The sequence below is a fragment of the Actinoplanes sp. NPDC051494 genome (genome assembly GCF_044454705.1).
Lineage (GTDB): Bacteria > Actinomycetota > Actinomycetes > Mycobacteriales > Micromonosporaceae > Actinoplanes.
Genome location: NZ_JBITDZ010000004.1, coordinates 195,174 through 215,595 on the forward strand (window position 1 = coordinate 195,174; position 20,422 = coordinate 215,595).

General features: G+C 71.5%; 15 protein-coding genes. 6 read left to right on the forward strand and 9 right to left on the reverse strand.

Translation table 11 applies throughout. The features are described from left to right. Positions 1-264: 264 nt before the first annotated feature. Positions 265-1,719, reverse strand: a complete 1,455-nt coding sequence (gene gndA, locus ACIA6A_RS17665; RefSeq protein ID WP_396098733.1) for an NADP-dependent phosphogluconate dehydrogenase — start codon at positions 1,717-1,719, stop codon at positions 265-267. Positions 1,720-1,790: 71 nt separating this feature from the next. Further along, positions 1,791-2,612, reverse strand: coding sequence for a helix-turn-helix transcriptional regulator (locus tag ACIA6A_RS17670; protein WP_396098734.1), 822 nt, complete (start codon positions 2,610-2,612; stop codon positions 1,791-1,793). 103 nt (positions 2,613-2,715) lie between these two features. Between ACIA6A_RS17670 and ACIA6A_RS17675 the strand changes: the two genes are divergently transcribed. Then, the gene (locus ACIA6A_RS17675; RefSeq protein ID WP_396098735.1) at positions 2,716-3,453 is read left to right on the forward strand and encodes an SDR family oxidoreductase; all 738 of its coding nucleotides are present in this window, start codon (positions 2,716-2,718) and stop codon (positions 3,451-3,453) included. Positions 3,454-3,506: 53 nt separating this feature from the next. On the opposite strand, the gene ACIA6A_RS17680 is transcribed toward ACIA6A_RS17675, so the two are convergent. Then, complete coding sequence (locus tag ACIA6A_RS17680; RefSeq protein ID WP_396098736.1) at positions 3,507-4,481, reverse strand: polysaccharide lyase family 1 protein; 975 nt, start codon at positions 4,479-4,481, stop codon at positions 3,507-3,509. A 304-nt stretch (positions 4,482-4,785) separates the two neighbouring features. On the opposite strand from ACIA6A_RS17680, the gene ACIA6A_RS17685 reads away from it, so the two are divergent. Further along, a complete protein-coding gene (locus ACIA6A_RS17685; protein WP_396098737.1) occupies positions 4,786-7,518 on the forward strand; it encodes a transglycosylase domain-containing protein in 2,733 nt (910 codons plus the stop codon). Here ACIA6A_RS17685 and gap read toward each other — a convergent pair whose 3' ends face one another. Both gap and ACIA6A_RS17695 read right to left on the reverse strand, forming a co-directional pair. Beyond that, positions 7,519-8,517 (reverse strand): type I glyceraldehyde-3-phosphate dehydrogenase, encoded by a 999-nt coding sequence (gap, locus tag ACIA6A_RS17690; RefSeq protein WP_396098738.1) that lies wholly within the window; start codon positions 8,515-8,517, stop codon positions 7,519-7,521. Between the two features lie 75 nt (positions 8,518-8,592). After that, positions 8,593-9,549, reverse strand: a complete 957-nt coding sequence (locus ACIA6A_RS17695) for a GlxA family transcriptional regulator (RefSeq protein ID WP_396098739.1) — start codon at positions 9,547-9,549, stop codon at positions 8,593-8,595. Positions 9,550-9,667: 118 nt separating this feature from the next. On the opposite strand from ACIA6A_RS17695, the gene ACIA6A_RS17700 reads away from it, so the two are divergent. Beyond that, positions 9,668-10,855, forward strand: a complete 1,188-nt coding sequence (locus tag ACIA6A_RS17700; protein ID WP_396098740.1) for a PP2C family protein-serine/threonine phosphatase — start codon at positions 9,668-9,670, stop codon at positions 10,853-10,855. An 8-nt stretch (positions 10,856-10,863) separates the two neighbouring features. On the opposite strand, the gene ACIA6A_RS17705 is transcribed toward ACIA6A_RS17700, so the two are convergent. Further along, positions 10,864-12,024 (reverse strand): serine hydrolase domain-containing protein, encoded by a 1,161-nt coding sequence (locus ACIA6A_RS17705; RefSeq protein WP_396098741.1) that lies wholly within the window; start codon positions 12,022-12,024, stop codon positions 10,864-10,866. Between the two features lie 130 nt (positions 12,025-12,154). On the opposite strand from ACIA6A_RS17705, the gene ACIA6A_RS17710 reads away from it, so the two are divergent. Further along, positions 12,155-13,036, forward strand: coding sequence for a hypothetical protein (locus ACIA6A_RS17710; protein ID WP_396098742.1), 882 nt, complete (start codon positions 12,155-12,157; stop codon positions 13,034-13,036). A gap of 1 nt (position 13,037) precedes the next feature. Here the strand turns inward: ACIA6A_RS17710 and ACIA6A_RS17715 are convergent, their stop codons facing one another. Further along, entirely contained in the window at positions 13,038-14,051 is a 1,014-nt protein-coding gene (locus tag ACIA6A_RS17715; RefSeq protein ID WP_396098743.1) for a LacI family DNA-binding transcriptional regulator, read from the reverse strand. 159 nt (positions 14,052-14,210) lie between these two features. Between ACIA6A_RS17715 and ACIA6A_RS17720 the strand changes: the two genes are divergently transcribed. Further along, positions 14,211-15,737, forward strand: a complete 1,527-nt coding sequence (locus ACIA6A_RS17720; protein WP_396098744.1) for an arabinogalactan endo-beta-1,4-galactanase — start codon at positions 14,211-14,213, stop codon at positions 15,735-15,737. A 55-nt stretch (positions 15,738-15,792) separates the two neighbouring features. On the opposite strand, the gene ACIA6A_RS17725 is transcribed toward ACIA6A_RS17720, so the two are convergent. Together ACIA6A_RS17725 and ACIA6A_RS17730 are read right to left on the reverse strand one after the other, a co-directional pair. Next, positions 15,793-16,194 carry a DUF6188 family protein gene (locus ACIA6A_RS17725; protein ID WP_396098745.1) on the reverse strand — a complete coding sequence of 134 codons (402 nt, stop codon included), beginning with the start codon at positions 16,192-16,194 and terminating at the stop codon, positions 15,793-15,795. Positions 16,195-16,229: 35 nt separating this feature from the next. Further along, positions 16,230-16,745: a hypothetical protein gene (locus tag ACIA6A_RS17730; RefSeq protein ID WP_396098746.1), complete on the reverse strand. Its 516-nt coding sequence runs from the start codon at positions 16,743-16,745 to the stop codon at positions 16,230-16,232. 117 nt (positions 16,746-16,862) lie between these two features. On the opposite strand from ACIA6A_RS17730, the gene ACIA6A_RS17735 reads away from it, so the two are divergent. Continuing rightward, on the forward strand, positions 16,863-19,808 hold the full coding sequence (locus tag ACIA6A_RS17735; protein ID WP_396098747.1) for a family 16 glycoside hydrolase: 2,946 nt from the start codon (positions 16,863-16,865) through the stop codon (positions 19,806-19,808). Positions 19,809-20,422 lie beyond the last annotated feature (614 nt).

Genomic DNA, 20,422 nt, shown 5'->3' on the forward strand with positions numbered 1-20,422 from the left:
ACGATGACCAGGTACGCGCTGGCCGGGCGGCTGGCCGGGACCCGGGTGACCGTCGACGCGGTGCATCCCGGGGTGGTCGCCACCGGCATCGTCGACGACATGGCCGCGCCGGTGATGAAGCCGCTGCTCGGGCTGATCAAGCGGTCGCTGCTGAGCCCCGAGGAGGGGGCCGCCCGGATCCTGCGCCTGGCGGCCGAGCCGGAGCCGGCCGGCGTCACCGGGCCGGCTCCGCCGCGCTCACCGGGTGAGCGCGGCGGACAGCGGTCAGTGCGTGGAGGGGGTGGTGGCGATCTCGGAACGGTCGCCGGACCACAGGGTGTGGAAGACCCCGTCCTTGTCGACGCGCTGGTAGGTGTGGGCGCCGAAGAAGTCGCGCTGGCCCTGGATCAGCGCGGCCGGGAGGCGGTCGGAGGCCAGCGAGTCGAAGTAGGCCAGCGACGACGAGAAGCCCGGGGCCGGGATGCCGGACGCGGCCGCGATGCCGACGATGCGGCGCCAGGCGGCGTCGCCCTCGGCCACGGCGTTGGCGAAGTACGGGTCCGCGAGCAGCGTCTCGAGCTTCGGGTTGTTCTCGTAGGCCTCGACGATGCGGTTGAGGAAGCGGGCCCGGATGATGCAGCCACCCCGCCAGATCTTGGCGATGTTGCCGAGGTTGATGTTCCAGTCGTACTGCGCGGCACCGGCGATGATCAGGTCGAAGCCCTGCGCGTACGCGACAACCTTGGAGGCGTAGAGCGCGGCGCGGACGTCGTCCTCGAACGTGTCCGGCACCTGGGGGATCTCGGGCCGGGACGTGACGGTGGCCTGGACCGCGGCGCGCTGGGACGGCTTGGAGCTGACCGCGCGGGCGAACACCGCCTCGCCGATACCGGAGACCGGGATGCCCAGGCCGAGCGCGTTCTGCACGGTCCAGACGCCGGTGCCCTTGGAGCCGGCCTGGTCGGTGATCACGTCGACCAGCGGCTTGCCGGACTCCGCGTCGGTCTGCTTGAGGACCTCGGCGGTGATCTCGATCAGGTAGGACTCGAGGTCGCCCTGGTTCCAGGTGGTGAAGACCTCGGCCAGCTCGGCCGTCGAGTGCCCGCCGACGCGGCGCAGCAGGTCGTAGGACTCGGCGATGAGCTGCATGTCGGCGTACTCGATGCCGTTGTGGACCATCTTGACGAAGTGGCCGGCGCCGTCGTGGCCGACGTGGGTCACGCACGGCTCACCCTCGGCGATCGCGGCGATCGAGGTGAGGATCGGGCCGAGGGTCTGCCAGGCCTCGTCGGAGCCGCCGGGCATGATCGACGGGCCCTTGAGCGCGCCCTCCTCGCCGCCGGAGATGCCGGCGCCGACGAAGTTCAACCCCTTGGCGCGTACGTCCTTCTCGCGGCGGATGGTGTCGTGGAAGTCGGCGTTGCCACCGTCGACGATGATGTCACCGGGCTCGAAACGCTCCGCGAGCTGCTCGATGACCGCGTCGGTGCCCTTGCCGGCCTGCACCATGATGATCGCGGTGCGCGGCTTGGCGAGCGACGCCACGAACTCGTCGATCGTCTCGGCGGCGACGAAGCCGAGGTCGCCGTGCTCCTTCACGAGCTCCTCGGTCCGCGAGTAGCTCCGGTTGTACACAGCGACGGTGTTGCCGTCCCTCGATGCGAGATTGCGCGCGAGGTTGGAACCCATCACAGCGAGCCCGACGACGCCGATGTTCGCTTGTTTGCTGGTGTCCGTCACAGTCGTCCTCTTCTCACCATTGAGCTTTCTGCGCCCTACCGTATCCGGGGTTGCGGGGGTCCGGCCCTGGATCAAGGGCGTGCGGTTGCCAGCATCCCGAGCAGGGTCAGCGCATCGGCACTGGCCGAGCCGGGTTCGGCCTGGTAGACGACGAGTTCCTGGCCGTCGGCGCCGCGCACGTCGAACGTCTGCACCCGCAGCGTGAGGGCGCCGACGTCGGCGTGGTGCAGCTTCTTGACCTCGAGGGTCTTGCCGCGCACGTCGTGGCGGGCCCAGAGCTCGACGAACTCCGCGCTGCTGTCGAGCAGCCCGCGCAGCACCTCGCCGATGCGCGGGTCGTCCGGGGCGTTGCCGAGGTGCATCCGGAAGCCGGCCACCGTCCCGGCCGCGACGGCCGGCCAGTCGGCGTAGAACGCCCGGGCCCGCGGGTCGTGGAAGACCATCTCGACGAGGTTGCGTGAATACGGGAAGCCGCCGAACAGTGCCTCGCCGAGCGGGTTGGCGGCGAGGATGTCATACGCCCGGCCGTAGATCATCGCGGGGTGCGCGGGCCAGGCCCGCATCAGCTGCTCGAGGGCCGGGTCGACGTGTTCGGGGGTGAACACCCGGCGGATCCGGGGTGCGAGCCCGGCCAGCCGGAACAGGTGGGCCCGGGCGTCGTCGCCGAGCCGCAGGGCGGCGGCCAGCGCGTCCACCACCTGCGGTGACGGGTTGCGTTCGCGGCCCTGTTCGAGCCGGACGTAGTAGTCGACGCTGACGCCGGCGAGCTGGGCCACCTCCTCACGGCGCAGCCCGGCGACCCGGCGGTCACCGCGGTCGGGCAGCCCGGCCTCGGCGGGCCGGACGGCGTCGCGGCGGTGGCGCAGGAACTCACCCATCGGGGTCGTCGGCATGCCACCGACTCTAGAACCGGCGGCGGCGCGCTGCCTGGTCCTGTCACACCCAGGGAGCGCGGCGGTCTTCCCGCCCCGGGCACACGGACGAAGGGTGGTGGTCATGACGAACACAGCGAAGAAGGTTGTCGTGGTGACCGGGGCCAGCAGCGGCATCGGCGAGGCGGTCGCCCGGCGGATGGCGGCCGACGGCCACATCGTGGTGGCCGGGGCCCGGCGCGAGGAGCGGCTGGAGACCATCGCCACCGAGGTCCGGGCCGCCGGCGGCACGATCGACGTCGGGCCGCTCGACGTGACGGACCGGGCGGCGATGATCGCGTTCGTGACCGCGGCGGCCGAGCGGCACGGGCGGGTCGACGTGCTGGTGTCCAACGCGGGGGTCATGCTCCTGTCGATGATCGGCGAGCTGCTGGTCGACGAGTGGGACCGGATGATCGACGTGAACCTGCGCGGCCTGCTCAACGGCATCGCCGCGGTGCTGCCGGTGTTCCGCGCGCAGGGCTCCGGGCACCTGGTGTCGGTGGCCTCGATCGGTGCGCACTCGGTAGTGCCGACGTCGGGCGTCTACTCCGCGACCAAGTACGCCGCCTGGGCCGTCGCCGAAGGGCTGCGCCAGGAGTCCGACCCCGGTCTGCGGGTCACCACCGTCTCCCCCGGCGTCACCGAGTCGGAGCTCGCCGAGCACATCAGCGACCCGGTGGCCCGCGAGGCGATGCTCGAGTACCGCAGGAACGTCGTGCCGGCCTCGGCGATCGCCGCCGCTGTCGCGTACGCCGTCGACCAGCCGGCCGGGGTGGACGTCAACGAGATCATCGTGCGCCCGGCCGCCCAGCGCCCCTGAGCACCGGGTGGTGCCCGGCCGTGGGAGTGGCCGGGCACCATGGTCCGTACCGGTCAGATCTTGCCGGTGCCGGCACCCGCGGTGACGGTGGCCTTGACCGTGCTGTTGGCCTCCGGCGTGTAGGAGTAGGGGATCGCCGCGACGCTGGCGCCGTTGCGGACCTGCTCCGTACCCGAGTTGACCTTGTAGTTGTTCAGGACCTTGAGGTTGCCGGCGTCGGAGTCACCGGTCTGGGTGATCGTCGGGTTGGCGACGTTCTCGAAGTAGTTGCGCTCGACGAAGACCCCCGCGTTCTCGGTGGAGGCCACGCCGTACGAACCGACGTTGCTGTAGTAGTTGTTGAGCACGTGGACCGGATTGGCGAAGCGGACCCGGGGGTGGCGCTGGTTGGTGCCGTCGAACCAGTTGTGCACGTACGTGACGCGCAGGTGGCCCAGGTCCTCGGCACTGTTGTCGTCGCTGTGACCGAGCAGCATCGACTTGTCGTGGTCGTGCAGGTGGTTCCACGACACCGTGATGAAGTCCGAGCCACGCTTGATGTCGATCAACCCGTCGTACCCGTTGGACAGGTCGTTGTGGTCGATCCACACGTTCGTGGTGCTGGACTGCACGTTGATCGAGTCGTCGGCGGCGTTCTTGAAGACCAGGTTGCGGATGATCACGTTCTTGACGCCGGACAGGTTCAGGCCGCCGCCGGAGATGCCGGAGCCGGAACCGACGCCGAGCACCGTCTTGTTCGACGCGACGCTGTACATGCCGGAGATCGTGATCAGGCCGGAGACCTTGACGGTCTGCGAGGTGCTGGACGACAGCGCCGTCTTCAGCGCGGACGCCGAGGTCACGGTGACCACGGTGCTCGCCGAGCCGCCGGAGGTGCCGCCGTTGAGACTGGCGAACCCGACCGGGCTCGACTCCGCGGCGACGGCCGCCGAGTGGCCGACGATCTGAGCACCGCCGACGGCCAGGACGGTGGCCGAGAGTGCGGCGACGACGGTGCGGACCGCCGTCGTCTTGGGCATTGCGAGCATGGAGAGTCCTCCCTTGGGAGCGGGTGCTGCCGGGAAGCAGCAGAGACAGGTTTTCCGGCTGAAGTCCGCCGTCGGTGAAGGCAGCGGGCCGGTTCGGCGCGAGTGGGGACGGCGGTGCCTCCCCGCCGGGTTCTGCCGCAGCGGGGGGAACGTCCCTCAGGTAAGCGCTTTCCAGCACGCTAAGCCTGATATCGATGCAAGTCAATACCTATCATTTTCGGTCTCTATGACCCCACGATCGCCCCTTCGCCCGTCTTCAGGGAGGGCGCGGCCGCGCCCCACCGGACGCGAAGGGACACACCCCATGCCGAGAGGTGTACGGATCGTGGCGCCGCGATGGCTCCCGCGCTGGCTCCGGCGGACCGTGGCGGTGCTCGCGGTGCTCATGACGGCCCTCGTCGCCGTCGCGTCCGGCTACGTGGCGAGCGTGGACCTGCCGCCCGACCCGGTGCCGCCACAGGCCTCGGTGCTGTATTACCGCGACGGGCACACGGTGCTGGCCCGGATCGGGCTGACCGACCGCACCGACGTCACGCTGGACCGGGTCCCCGAGCCGGTACGCCGGGCGTTCCTGGCCGCCGAGGACCGCGATTTCTACGGTCACGCCGGGATCTCGGTGCGCGGGCTGGCCCGCGCGCTGTGGACCAACGTGGTCCACGACGACGGTCAGGGCGCCTCGACCATCACCCAGCAGTACGCCCGCAACGCCTACCTCACCCAGGAACGGACCGCCGGGCGCAAGGCCAGGGAGGCCGCGCTCGCGCTGAAGGCCGAGAACCGCTGGACCAAGGACGAGATCCTCGAGCGCTACCTCAACACCATCTACTTCGGCCGCAACGCCGACGGCATCGAGGCCGCCGCGCGCGCCTATTTCGGTACGGGCGCCGAGCACCTCACCGTGTTCCAGGGAGCCGTGCTCGCCGCGATCATCAAGGATCCGACCCGGGGCGACCCGGCCGTGGACCGCGAGTGGGCGCAGGACCGGTGGCGCTGGATCCTGCGCGCGATGGCCGAGCAGGGCTGGCTCCCCGCGGACACCGCTGAGCAGGCCACCTATCCCGCGGTGGCCGCCGAGTCGCTGACCGCGAACGCGGTGAGCGGCCCCACCGGCCTGATCGTGGACCGGGTCGAGGACGAGCTCATGCGTGCCGGGGTCACCCCGCAGCAGTTCCGCACCGGAGGTCTGCAGGTCACCACCACGATCGACGCCGACGCCCAGACCGCCGCCACCGAGAGCATCGGCAAGGCGTTGCGCGGGCAACCCGGGGAACTGCGCGCCGCGCTCGTGGCCGTCGACCCGGACGACGGCGGGGTGCGCGCCTACTACGGCGGCGACCGTGGCCGGGGCTTCTTCGACGACGCGCTGGCCGCCCGGCCGCCCGCGTCGACGTTCAAACCGGTCGTGCTCGCCGCCGCCGAGGAACGCGGCATCAGCTACCAGTCGATGTACAACGGCAGTTCACCCCGGTTGTTCGGGGACCGGGGCGGCGCCCCGCTGTACAACCAGAAGAACCTGCAGTGCCCGATCTGCCCGCTGGACACCGCGATGGTGCACTCGCTCAACACCCCGTTCTACGCGCTGGCCGAACAGATCGGCCCGGACACCGTCCGCGGGGTCGCGCACCGCCTCGGCGTGCCCGTGAGATACGGCAGGCAGCGGACCCTGGTCGACGTCGCGGGCGAGCCGTCCCCCGGGCGCACCCGTTCCGACATCGCCCTGGGCCGCTATCCGGTCGCCCCGGCCGACATGGCGACGCTGTACGCCACGCTGGCCGGCGGTGGGCGGCGCACGGAACGCCACTTCGTCGTGTCCGTGTCCACCGCCACCCAAGCCGTGCTGCACCGGCACGACGTGCGCTCCGAGAAGGTGCTCTCCCCCGACGTGGCCGCCGATGTGGGCGCCGTACTGGCCAAGGTCGTCGAGCGGGACGGCCGGGTGCCCGGCGTGCACGCGGCCGCGAAGACCGGCTCCCAGCAGTGGGCCGACACCACCGACTCGTCCGACGCGTGGACCGCCGGATGGGCACCCGGCCTCGCCGCGGTGACGTGGGTCGGACGCGACAAGCCCGGGCCGATCAGGCAGAAGAACGGCAGGACGATCAACGGCGACGGGATGCCGTACGGGATATGGCGCTCGTTCCTGTCGAACGCCCTGCGCGGACGCCCGGCACCGGCGCTCGCCCCGGCGGCCGACGTGGGCCGCCGGGAGGGCGCCGACCTGAAGACGCTCGACACCACGATCAGCAAAGGCCCCGGCGTGGTGTTCCCGGGACCCCAGCCCGGCGAGCTGGTCGACCGGTCCAAGGCGACCGGCTCGTGGCCGCAACGCAGGCAACAGCTGACCCGGGCCCTCGACGACTACACCGCCACCGTCCCGGACTTCGCCGTGTCCGTGGTCGACCGCCGGACCGGGCGCACATTCGACTACCACGGCGACAAGCCGTTCGAAGCGGCCAGCGTGATCAAGGTCGAGCTGCTGGCGGCGTTGCTGCTGCGGGCGCAGGACGAGAACCGTACGCTCAGCGGCGCCGAACGGTCCCGGGCCGAGAGGATGATCCGGGCCAGCGACAACGCGGCGGCGACCCGGATCTACGACGACCTCGGCGGCCCCGGCGCGCTGCGGGACGCCTGCCACCGGCTCGGCCTCGACGACACCGACCCGGCCACGCGCTTCGGCCTGAGCACCACCACGGCCGCCGACCAGACCCGGATGCTCCTCGCCCTCACCGCCGCCGGCAGCCCGTTGACCAGGGCGTCCCGGGAGCTGATCCTGGGGCTCATGGCGTCGGTCAACGCCGACCAGAACTGGGGTGTCAGCGCGGCGGCGTTCGAGGGCGAGCGCACCTCGCTCAAGAACGGCTGGCTGTCGCGCTCCACCGAGGGGGGCCGCTGGATCGTCACCAGCACCGGGCGCGTCAGTGGTGACGACACCGACGTGGCGGTGTCCGTGCTGTCGCGCGGACACCCCGATCAGCAGGCCGGCATCGGGGCGGTCGAGCACATCGCCGCCCTGACCCGCAGCTACCTGGGCTGGTGATCAGGAGCCCGCGAGCAGCTCCAGGGTGTCGACGACCCGGTGCGAGAAGGCCCACTCGTTGTCGTACCAGGCGACGACCTTGATGTGCCGGCCGTCGACCCGGGTGAGGGCCGAGTCGAAGATCGCCGACGCCGGGTTGCCGGTGATGTCCGACGACACCAGCGCGTCCTGCGAGTACTCCAGGATCCCGGCGAGCGGACCGTCCGCCGCCGCGCGGTAGGCCGCCAGCACCTCGTCGCGGGTGACGTCCCGCTCGACGGTGGTGTTGAGCTCCACGATCGAGCCGACCGGCACCGGCACCCGGATCGAGTCGCCGGACAGCTTCCCGGCGAGGCGGGGCAGCACCACGCCGATCGCCGTGGCCGCGCCGGTCGTGGTCGGCACGATGTTGACCGCGGCGGCGCGGGCCCGGCGGGCGTCGCGGTGCGGGCCGTCCTGCAGGTTCTGCTCCTGCGTGTACGCGTGCACCGTGGTCATGAAGCCGTGCTCGATGCCGGCCAGGTCGTCGAGCACCGAGGCCAGCGGCGCGAGCGCGTTGGTCGTGCACGACGCGTTCGACACGACCGTGTGGGCGGCCGGGTCGTACTCCCCGGTGTTGACGCCGTAGGCGAGCGTGACGTCGGCACCGTCGGACGGCGCGCTGACCAGCACCTTGCGCGCACCGGCGGCCAGGTGGGCGCGGGCCGCGGGCGCCGAGGTGAAGCGGCCGGTCGACTCCAGCACGAGGTCCACGCCCAGCTCGCCCCAGGGCAGCAGCGCCGGGTCGCGCTCGGCGAGCACCCGGATCCGGCGGCCGTCGACGACCAGGGTGTCCCCGTCCACGGTCACCGGGCGGCCGAGGCGGCCGGCCGTCGTGTCGTACGCGAGCAGCCGGGCCAATGCCGCCGGCTCCCCGAGATCGTTGACGGCGACGACCTCCAGCTTGCTGTCGCGCTCCAGCAGGGCACGCAGCGCGTTGCGGCCGATGCGGCCGAATCCGTTGATGGCGATACGAGTCATGTCCTCCAGACTCGTCGCCGGGACCGGCCCGTGACAGTGGCGCGCACGCCACTGTTCGCAACGATCCCGCCACCGTCACGTCCCCTGGGTGAACGTGCGCCGGTAGTCGCGCGGCGAGGTGCCCAGGATGCGCTGGAAATACCGGCGCAGGTTCGCGCTGGTGCCGAGCCCCGCGTCGGACGCGATCTGCTCGATCGTGCGCTCGGAGCGTTCGAGCAGCTCCCGGGCCACGTCGATGCGGGCCCGCAGCACCCACTGCATCGGGGTGTACCCGGTGTCGTCGACGAAGCGCCGGGAGAACGTGCGCGGGGACACCGCCGCGTGCCGGGCCAGTGCCTCCAGCGTCAGGTGCTCGCCGAGCCGGCCCAGCGCCCATTCCCGGGTCGCGGCGAACCGCTCGCTGAGCGGCTCGGGCACACTGCGCGGCACATACTGCGCCTGGCCGCCGCTGCGGTAGGGGGCGGCCACCAGCCGGCGGGCCGCGTGGTTCGACGCGGCCACCCCCAGGTCACCCCGCAGGATGTGCAGGCACAGGTCGAGACCCGACGCGGCACCGGCCGAGGTGAGTACCCGGCCCTCGTCGACGAACAGCACGTTCTCGTCGAGGCGCACGTGCGGGTACTTCGCCGCGAACGCCCGCGTGTAGTGCCAGTGCGTGGTGGCCCGCCGGCCGTCGAGCAGGCCGGTGGCGGCGAGCGCGAACGCCCCGGTCGAGATCGCCGCGAGGCGCGCACCCCGGTCGTGTGCGGCGACCAGTGCCTGCACGACGGCCCGCGGCGGATCCTCCCGGTCCGGGAAGCGGTAGCCGGGGATGAACACGATGTCGGCCCAGCCGAGCGCGTCCAGCCCGTCCGCGACGTGGTAGGACAACCCGTCCCCACCGGTCACGAGACCCGGCGCGGGGCCGCACACCCGGACCTCGTACGGCATGCTGGCCCGGGTCGTGAAGACCTGCGCCGGGATCCCGACGTCGAGCGGCTTCGCCCCCTCGAGGACCAGGACAGCGACACGAAACAGCCGGGAACCGGTCACGGGAGAGCAGCTTACCGACCGGCCGTGTGTCTGATTTCCCCAGCTCATTCGCATTCTACCCGGCTGTCTGGTTGACTCGGCGGTCGTGCCGGTGCCGACGCCGGACAAGGAGGTGCGCATGAGCACCCTGTCCGCGATCCGGCAGCTGATCCGCCAGGGCTACCAGGCCCGTCCGGAGAATCTCTCCGCCATGGTCATGCAGGCCGCCGGCCTGCTCGGCGTCACCTCGCTGGTGATCTACGTGGTCGACCACCGGCAGCGCGAGCTGCTTCCCCTGCAGGGTGAGCAAGCACCCCGGCGCGAGCCGGTCCTGGTCGACGGCACCGTCGCGGGGCGCGCGTTCTCCACCGTGAAACCGCAGGTCACCGGCGGTGACGCGAAGCATGTCGTGTGGGTCCCGCTGCTGGACGGCAGCGAGCGCATGGGGGTGCTCGAGGTGGTCACCGGCGGGCCGCTGAGCGAGCTGGCCGTCGACGACTACGCCACGGTCGCCGCGCTCGTCGGCGAGCTGGTGGTGACCTGCGATCTCTACAGCGACACCATCGAGCGGCTGCGCCGGCGGGAGCCGATGCGGCTGGCCGCCGAGATGCTGCGGGCCCAGTTGCCCCCGCTGACGTTCGCCACCAGCCGGCTCGTCATCGCCGGCATCCTCGAGCCCTGCTACGACGTCGGCGGCGACGCGTTCGACTACGCGGTCAACGAGGACACCGCCCACCTGGCCCTGTTCGACGCCGTCGGGCACGGCTCCGCGGGCGGCATGCGAGCGGTGATCCTGGCGTCCATCGCCCTGGCCGCCTACCGCAACGCCCGCCGCGGCGGCATGGACCTGACCGCGACCTACCACCACCTCGACGACGCCGTCCGTGACCACGACCGCACCGGCATGATCACCGCGGTGCTCGCCGAGCTCGACCAGGTCACCGGTGTCCTTCAGGTCATCTCCGCCGGGCACCCCAGCGGCATCGTGGTGCGCGGCGGCCGGGTGGTCACCGTGCTGCCCACCCCCACCGCACTGCCCGTGACGCTCGGTGACCGCCGGCCCCCGGTGGTGATCCGGGAAGCCCTCGAGCCCGGTGACCAGGTGCTGCTGTACACCGACGGGATCACCGAGGCCCGCGGCGAGGACGGCACCCCGTTCGGGATCGACCGGCTGATCGACTTCGCAACCCGGGCCCTCGCCGACGAACTGCCCCCGGCCGAGACCGCGCGCCGGCTGGTGCACGACATCCTCGACTACCAGCAGGACTGGTTGCAGGACGACGCCACCATCCTGCTGCTGCAATGGCACGGGGCCGACGATCACTGACCGTTCGGCTACCGGCAGAGCGCGGTGTCCAACGACCGGTCCAGGTGCTGGGCGGCCGAGACGTCGGTGATCATGGAGTTGACGCCGATCGTCGCCGCCCGCCCGGACGGGGCGATCCCGACGTAGGTGACGTATCCGGGGGCCACGCCGCCGTGGGTCCACGCGAAGCCACCGCAGCTCAGCTTGAAGGTCGCCAGGCCGAGGCCGTACCGGGAACCGCCGACCGTGTCGAACCCCGGCGCGTCCACCGTCTTCTTCATCTCCGCGAGCTGGGCCGGCTTGAGCAGTTTGCCGCCGAGCAGTCCGGTCAGGAACGTGTTGACGTCGCTCGGCGGGCCCACCAGCGCACCCGCGGCCCAGCCACCGGACGGCTCGGACTCGGTGATGTCGGCCGGGGCGCCGCCGTCCGCCGCCGGGAAGTAGCCGTGCGGATGGGCGCCGCGGATCGTCAGCTCACCCTCGGCCGGCCAGTACGTGTGCCGCAGCCCCAGCGGCTCGATGATGCGCTTCGTGATCTGCTCCCCCACCGGGCGCCCGGTGACCTTCTGCACGATGAGCCCGGCCAGGATGTAATTGGTGTTGCTGTACGCGAACTTCTCCCCCGGCCGCGAATCCGGCTTCCTGGCGAACGCGATCCGCAGCAAGTCGTGCGGCTCCACATAGGTGTGCAGCGCGTTCACGAAGTCGGCGAACAGCTCCTCGTCGTAATCCTGCAGCCCGCTGGTCTGCTGCAACAGCTGCCGTACGGTGATCTCCCGCCCGTCGATGCCGTCCCCGCGCACCAGGCCCGGCAGATACGTCTCGACCGGCTCGTCCAGCCTGACCTTGTCCTCCCCCACCAGCTGGAGCACGACCGTGGCGGTGAACATCTTGGTGTTGCTGGCCAGCCGCACCCGGGCGTCGACCGGCATCGTCGCCCGGGTCCTCAGGTCGGCGACCCCGGCGGTGTAGTTGCGGACCCGCCCGTCGGCCTGCCGCACCGAGGCCAGCGCCCCGGGAAACCGGTCGACGCTGACCAGCTGGTCCACACTGCGCTGCACGGCATCGGTGCCAGGCTTCGCCGTGAGCGAGGCATCGGACGACGGCGCCATGAGGACACCGCCGATCGCGACACCCCCGGCAACCGTGACAGCGGTGACCACCCGGGCGACGGTACGGGATCTCGGCATCGGATTCTCCCTGTTCAGCTGCGGATCTGACACCTGAAGTTTTCCGTCCGGAGGCACGGCGATCGATCCCCGCACCTGGAAGATGGAGGTGGTGCCTGCTGTACTCACGACGACCTGACGGGGGTCCCCCATGCGCCGGACGGCGATGATCCCGGTACTGCTGATGCTGCTCAGCGGCTGCGACACGGAGGACGAACCGGTGCGGGCCGGGCTGCCCCCGGGGGTCGTGTTCGCCCGCGAGGCCACCTCGGACGAGCAGACGACGCTCGTCGTGCGGGACATCACCACCGGCGACCAGGTGGGCCGGGCGGTCATTCCCGGCAACGATCTCGGCGTGCGACGGTCGTCGTTCGACGCGGCGATGAGCCGGTACGCGTACGTCGAGGACTGCGAGCTGCGGGTCGCCACCCTGACCGGCGACATCTTCGCCGACAGCGCGAGCTGGACCGGTGAGCGGTGCTACGAAGGTCCCTCGTTCGGCGCCGACGGGCGGGTCCGGGCCGTGGACAGCGGCCCGGGCCTGAGCGGCCGGATCGTGTCGGTGGACCCGGCGGAGCCGGCGACGGCGCCGAGGGACGAGGGTGGCGCGCCGGAGCGCGTCGAGAAGCGCTCCGCGATCGACGGCGTGGACGTCTCCGAGGTCCGGGTCTGGTCCACCGGGGACGAGATCGACGGCGGGTCGGCCTACGGGGTCTCCCCCGGGGGCGGCGAGTTCCACTATGACTGCCCGGCCGCCATCGACACCGATCAGCTGCTGTGCAGTGCCGTGAGCGACGAGCAAGCCCAGTATTACGGCACGGTGGCGCTGCTCACGCTGGGCCCGGCCGCCACCATGCGGGAGCTGGCACCACCCGGTGACGCCCGGTCGCTGCCGCTGTTCCCCGCGCCGGACGGCCGGTCGGTCGCCGTCCAGGACCCGGCCGGCTGGTACACCGCCGCGCTCGACGGGTCGGGCACCTCGGCGCCCCGGCGGATCGCCGCCGGGACGGACCGGCCGCTGTTCTGGGGCTGAGTCAGGTCGACTGCCGGGTGACCAGGTCCGCGGGGAGGATCACCGCGGAGGGGCCGTCGCCGTCGATGCGGGCCAGCAGGAGGCGGACCATCTCGGCGCTGAGCCGGTGCCAGGGCTGGCGGACCGTGGTGAGCGGGGGGCGGGACCCGGCGGCGAGCTTGGCGTCGTCGAAGCCGGCCACGGCGACGTCGTCCGGGATGGTGCGGCCGGCCCGGTGCAGGGTCGTCATCGCGCCGGCGGCCATCACGTCGGAGCAGGCGAAGACCGCGTCGAGGTCCGGGGCGCGGTGCAGCAGGGTCGCCATGGCCATCTCGCCGGACGCCTCGGTGTAGTCGCCGGTCGCCACGAGCAGCGGGTCGGGTGTGCCGAGGACGTCGGTGAAGCCGGCCAGCCGGTCGACGCCGCCGGAGGTGTCCTGCGGGCCGGTGATGATGGCGATCCGGCGCCGGCCCTGGGCGCGCAGGTGGGTGGCGACCTGGCGGGCCCCGTCGCGGTCGTCGACGGCGGCATAGCTGACCTGGCGTTCATGGCCGAGCGGGCGGCCGGAGACGACGACCGGCACCTGCTGGGTGAGCAGGTCGCCGAGCAGCGGGCTGCCCTGGTGGCCGGAGACCAGCAGCGCGCCGTCGACGTGGCCGGCGCTGATCCAGCGGCGGACCCGTTGCCGGTCGTCCTCGGACTCCACGACGGTGAGCACCAGCGTGATGTCGTGCGCGGCGAGCGCCTGGGTGCAGCCGCGCAGCAGGTAGTGGAACGTCGGGTCCTCGAAGAGCCGGTCCTGGGCCTCGTTGAGGATGAACGCCACCGAGCCGGACCGCTGGGTGACCAGGCTGCGGGCGTGCGGGTTGGGCGAGTAGCCGGTCCTGCGGATGGCCCGCTCCACCGCGTCGAGCGCGTCGCGGCTGACGTTGTGGCCGCCGTTCAGCACGCGGGACACGGTGCCCCGGGAGACCCCGGCCGCGGCGGCGACCTCGTCCATCGTGGGGCGGGTGCGGACGCGGCGGGGATCAGTCACGTCCACATTGTGCCGCCCTTGACATCGACAGTCCCCTTTGGTTGTGTGAGCGCTCACAGTGTTTCCAGCACGTTTCTCTCACACGACATGCATATGAGCAGCTCACCATCATGATCATCTTTTGGGAGCGCTCACAGAAAGGGCGCCATGTTACGGAGATTGCCAGTAGTCACCGCGGTCGGCGTGATCGCCGCGGGCCTGCTCGCCGGCCCGGCCGCCGCGGCTGAGGCCCGAGGTGCGCTCGTCAACCCGGACTTCGAGGCCGGGGCCGGGCAGCGGCCCGCGGGCTGGACCGAGACCGGGGCCAGGGACGCGAGCCTCGTGCAGGACGGCCACCTCACCCACCGGACCGGGAGCGGCGCCTACCAGGTGACCACCCGCCAGCAGGTCACCGGCCTGAAGCGGGGCACGTACACGCTGAGCCTGCGGGTCCGCTCCTCCGGGAACCAGCCCGACGCCTACGCCGCCCTGAGCGGTTGCGGCTCGGCGGACCAACGCGCCGCGATCCCCCGTACCGGCGATGGCTGGGTCCGTCTTGCCGTGACCGCCCGCGTCGCAGCCGCGGGCCGCTGCACCGTCGTGCTGCATTCCCGGGCCGCGGCCGGGCAGTGGACCGATTTCGACGACGTCAGCCTGGACCGGTCCACCTCCGCGCCGGGCACCCCGCTCGCCGTCACCGGCGCCGACGTGTCGCACCTCAGCAAGAACGAGGCGCACGGCGCGGTCTACCGCACCGCCGGCGGTGCCCGCCGTGACCCGTTCGCGCTGCTCGCGGCGAACAACGTCGACCACATCCGGCTCAAGGTGTGGGTCGACCCGGTCGACGGTTACAACAACCTCGCCGACACGTTGACCAAGGCCCGCCGCGCGCACGCCGCCGGGCAGAAACTGCTCATCGACTTCCACTACTCCGACGCCTGGGCCGACCCGGGCAAGCAGAACAAGCCCGCGGCCTGGGCGAACCTGTCCTTCGAGGAGCTCGTGCAGGCCGTCTACGACCACACGTACGGCGTGCTGACCGCGCTGCGCAGGCAGGGCACCCCGGCCGACATGGCCCAGGTCGGCAACGAGATCAACGGCGGCATGCTCTGGCCCGACGGCCGCTGGGACAACTGGGACGGCCTGGCCGCGCTGCTCACCTCCGGCAGCAACGCCGTAAAGGCCGCGTCACCGCGCACCAGGGTCGTGCTGCACCTGGCCGAGGGCGGCAACAACGGCGGCCACCGCTGGTGGTTCGACCAGGCCGTGGCCCGCGGTGTGCCGTTCGACGTCATCGCGGTGTCGCACTACGTGTACTGGCACGGGTCGCTCAGCGAACTGCAGGCCAACCTGATCGACCTGCAGACCCGGTACGGCAAGCCGGTCATGGTGGCCGAGACCGCGTACGGCTTCACCACCGCCGAGAACGACCACGAGACCAACATCTTCACCGCGTCGCTGGCCGAGGCCGGCGGCTATCCCGCCATGCCGCGGGGTCAGTCCGACGCGCTGCGCGACATCCTGACCGTGGTGGCCGGCGTGCCCGGCGGCCTGGGCGTCTTCTACTGGGAGGCCACCTGGACCGCCGCCGACGGCGCGGGCTGGGACCCGGCCGACCCGGCGTCCGGTGACGGCTGGGAGAACCAGGCACTGTTCGGCTACGACGACCGCGCACTGCCCGCCCTGGCGGTCTTCAAGCGCTTCTGACCGTACGACGTCCGCGGCCGCCCGCACCACCTCGGGCGGCCGTGGACGTCGTGGTTCACGCCCGCGCGTCGCCCCAGACCGCGATCTCGCCGTGGGCGAGGCAGACGACGAGCTGACCGTCCGGGCCGGTGAAGGCCCAGGACTCGACGTCGGGGTCGGCGGCGACGACCAGTTCCGCACCGCTGACGAAGCAGATGCGCAGGTCGCCGCCCGGGCCGGTGCGAACCGTACGGACGGTGTCGCCGAGCAGCTCGGCCACCAGGTCCGAGGTGTCCTCGCCCGGCTCGACGGCCGCGCCCCGCAGATGGGCGACCGTCTCGATCAGCACCTGGCAGCCACCGGAGAAGCCCAGCACGATGGCGTGATCGAGCCGGACGCTGTCGAGCCGCTGCCCGGTCAGCGTGGTGATCCCCCGGGCCCGCGGCCGGCGCGGGCCGGCGTCCATGACTGACAACATGGGGGGACCGTAGCGAGGGCTTTCATAAGAGAGCCTTAAAGATGGCGAAGATCTTCAGCCGCTTCCCATTCAGCCGTCAACAGCTGCCCGAGCGCGACCGGTTCCCCGGGTGCCACCGACCCGGAACAGGCCTCGGCCAGGGCGGCGGCCAGGCGGGCGTACAGGGCGGAATCCCCGGTGCGGGCCAGGATGCGCGGCAGCTCACCGGCCACCGCGGCGGTGGCGGCGATCGTGTCGGCGGACTCCTCGTCGTGACGGCGGCCGACCGTGGCGATCAGGTAGAGGTCGAGCAGCAACCGGGCGCGGTGGTGGGCGGTGAGCCGCTCATCCACGGCCAGGGCCGCGAGCAGCGGCACCCGCGCGGCGGTCCACGGGTAGCACCGGTCCCGGTGCAGGGCCTCGTCGACCAGGTCGGCCAGCACGTCGAGGACGGTGCCGTCGTGCTGGAACGCGCCCAGCTCGTCGTGCTGGTCGTAGCCCTCGCGCTCCTCGTCGGGTCGGCCGGCCAGGTCGGCGATCGCCGCGAGCTCCTCGGCTTCGGAATTCACCACGTTTGACACCGTACCGTCCCCGACTTTTGTCTAGCACGCAGAAAGTTGTGGACTCCTGAGCAAAAGCAACGCACGATATTTACGGTCCTGAATCGTTGCCGTAACCAGGGAGCGCGGATGAAACGTTGGGTACTAGCTGCCTTACTTGTCGGAACCTTCATCGCGGCACCGGCGTACGCCGCCGACCTGCCGCCCCAGGAACCTGGCGTCACCCTCCGGACGTACGACATCGGGCTGCCGCTCAGCAAGATCTGTGAGCTCAAGCCCGGGCAGACCCCCAATGTGGACAAACTGATGCCCACGATTGACTGGTCCACCGCCGACCAGTTCGGCCAGGAGGACAACTTCGTCACGCACGCGCTGGCGAACCTCACCGCGCCCGCCGCCGGCGCCTACCTGTTCCGGCTGACCAGCGACGACGGCTCGAAGCTGTGGCTCGATGACAACCTTGTCGTCGACAACGACGGGCTGCACGGCGCCGAACCCAGGGACGGCACGGTCACGCTGACCGCCGGGGTGCACGCGCTGCGCGTCGAATACTTCGAACGCGGTGGCGGCCAGCAGCTCACCCTCGCCTGGCAGCCGCCGGGCGCCGGTGACGTCACGCTGGTGCCGGCGAGCGCGCTCAGCACCGACGCCGGCGTGGTGCGGGTGACCGCACCGGGACGCAAGGAATGCATCGGCGGCACCGACACCCCCGGCGACGGGCTGCCGCTCACCGCCGTCAACCCCGGGTACACGCTGACGAACCTGCGGCCGCCGGGCTTCGAGCCGCAGGTCTCCGGCATGGCGTGGCGGCCCGACGGCACCATGGTGATCAGCACGTGGGGCGGATCGGACACCCTGGCCGGTGAGGTCTACCTGGTCAAGAACGTGACCGGCACGACCGGGCCGGCCAAGGTCACGTACAAGAAGATCGCGGACGGCCTGAAGGAACCGATGGGCATCGCCGTGGTCGACGGCATGGTCTACGTCTCCCAGAAGCACGAACTGACCGAGCTGCGCGACACCAACGGCGACGAGGTGCTCGACACCCGGCGCACGGTCGCGGTGTGGCCGTTCGGGGGCAACTTCCACGAGTTCGCGTTCGGGCTGCTCTACAAGGACGGCGACTTCTACCTGAACCTGTCGGTGTCGATCAACCTGGGCGGCGCGACCACCGACCCGCAGCCGGTCGGCGGGCGGGGCACGAGCATCGTGGTCAACCGGCGCACCGGCAAGGTCACCACCGTCGCCGGCGGGCTGCGCACCCCGAACGGCATCGGCTGGGGACCCGGCGGCAACCTCTATGTCACCGACAACCAGGGTGGCTGGCTCCCGTCGAACAAACTGCTCAAGATCGAGCAGGGCGCGTTCTACAACCACTACACCAACCCGGACGGCCCGTACGACGCCCAGCCGGTGACCAGGCCGGTGCTGTGGCTGCCGCAGAACCAGATCGCCAACTCCCCCAGCACGCCGGTGCTGCTCAACTCCGGGCCGTACAAGGGGCAGATGCTCATCGGTGACGTCACCTACGGCGGCCTGCAGCGGGCGGCACTGGAAACCGTGCACGGCCAGGAGCAGGGCGCGGTGTTCCGGCACACCCAGGGCCTCGAGGCCGGCATCAACGAGGTGTCGATCGGCCCGGACGGCGCGATCTACCTCGGCGGGCTCGGCGCCGAGGGCAACTGGGGCCAGGAGGGCAAACTCCGCTTCGGCCTGCAGAAACTCACCCCCAACGGCACGAACGTCTTCGACATGAAGACCATGAAGGCCACCCCGACCGGCTTCACCATCGAATACACCAAGCCGCTGTCCGACGCGACGATCGCCAAGCTGCCCACCGCGTACGGGATCGAGCAGTGGCGTTACGTCCCGACCGAGCAGTACGGCGGCCCGGAGGTCGACCAGGAAACCCTGCCGGTGACCGCGGCAACGGTGTCGTCGAACCGCAAGACGGTCACCCTGACCGTGGCCGGGCTCCGGCGCGACCACGTGGTGCACCTGCGCTCCCCGCGCCCGTTCAGTGCCGCCGACGGCGAGACACTGTGGAGCACCGAGGCCTGGTACACGTTGAACGAGATCCCCGGCGCCCAGGCACAGCAGGTCTTCTACGAGGCCGAGGAGGGGTACCGCGAGGGCGGCGCCACGCTGGCCACCGACCACCGGGGCTTCTCCGGCATCGGTTTCGTGGCCGGTTTCGGCAAACTGAACGCGTCCACCACCTCGCACGTCACGGTGGACAAGGCCGGCGACTACGCGGTCGGCCTGCGATACGCCAACGGCCCCGACCCGGCCCCCGGCACCAAGACCGTCAGCGTGCACGTCAACGGCCGCAAGATCCGCCAGGTCGCGCTGCCCTCCACGATCACCTGGGACGAGTGGGCCACGGCCACCGAGACCCTGCCGCTGCGCAAGGGCGTCAACACCATCCAGTACCGCGTCGACGCCCTCGACAGCGGCCACGTCAACCTCGACCTGATCAGCGTCCGCCCGCCCGGCAAGCGGATCACCCTGTTCGACGGCCACGGCCTGGACAACTGGCAGCACACCGACGGGCGCCGCCCGCAATGGCCGGCCGTCGACGGCGGTGCCGTCCAGGTCAGCGGCGGTGACCTGCGCACCAGGGAGGCGTTCGGCGACTACAAGCTGCACGTCGAGTTCAAGGTCCCGCTGCTGCCCCCGGACGTGACCGGCCAGAACCGCGGCAACAGCGGCGTCTACCAGCAGGAACGATACGAGATCCAGATCCTCGACTCGTACGGCGACCCGACGCTGGACAACAATGAGGCCGGCTCCATCTACACGGTCAAGGCCCCGGACGTGAACGCCTCCACCCCGCCGGAAACCTGGCAGAAGTACGACATCACGTTCCGGGCGGCCCGCTACGACGCGGCCGGCACGAAGACCGCGAACGCCCGGGTCACCCTCGTCTGGAACGGCCGCAAGGTCCACGACAACGTCGAGATCCCGGCCGGCACCGGCGGCAACATCCCCGAAGGCCCGTCCACCGGCGCGATCCGCCTGCAGGACCACGGCAACCCGGTCCAGTACCGCAACATCTGGATCGAACCGGCCTGACGCCCATCACCCGGGCGGCGGTGCCCAGCCAGGACACCGCCGCCCGGACCCCCGATGCCCGGGCGGCCGCAGCCCAAGCCGCAGCCGCCCGGAACCCTTCCACCCAGGCCAACCGTCACCCAGACCAACCATCACCCAGACCAACCATCACCCAGGCCAACCATCACCCAGGCCAACCATCACCTGAGCTTGCCGCCGTCCGGAATATCTGCCGCCCGGAACGCCGCGTCCCCGGCCGCCACCATGCAGGACGTCCGGCACTGGAGCGCGACGATCCGGGGCCGGCAGCCCCCCGCTCCGGAACGACCGCAGCCCGGCACAGCTGCCTCCCGGACGCCACTACCCCGGCGTGGCATCCGGACGCCGCCAGCCGGCGCAACTGCCGCCCGGACGCCACCACCCCGGCCCGTGCCATCCGACCATCGCGGCCCGGCGCGGTTGCCACCCGGACGCCGCGACCCGGGACGGCTGCAGCTCGGGCGGCACCGCCCGGGACGGCTGCAGCTCGGGCGGCACCGCCCGGGATCCAACCGCCCGGATTCGGCCGGCCAGCATGCGTCCAGCTGGCCGGAATGCGACCGGCGGCCAGCATGCGTCGCCGGCCGGGATGCGAC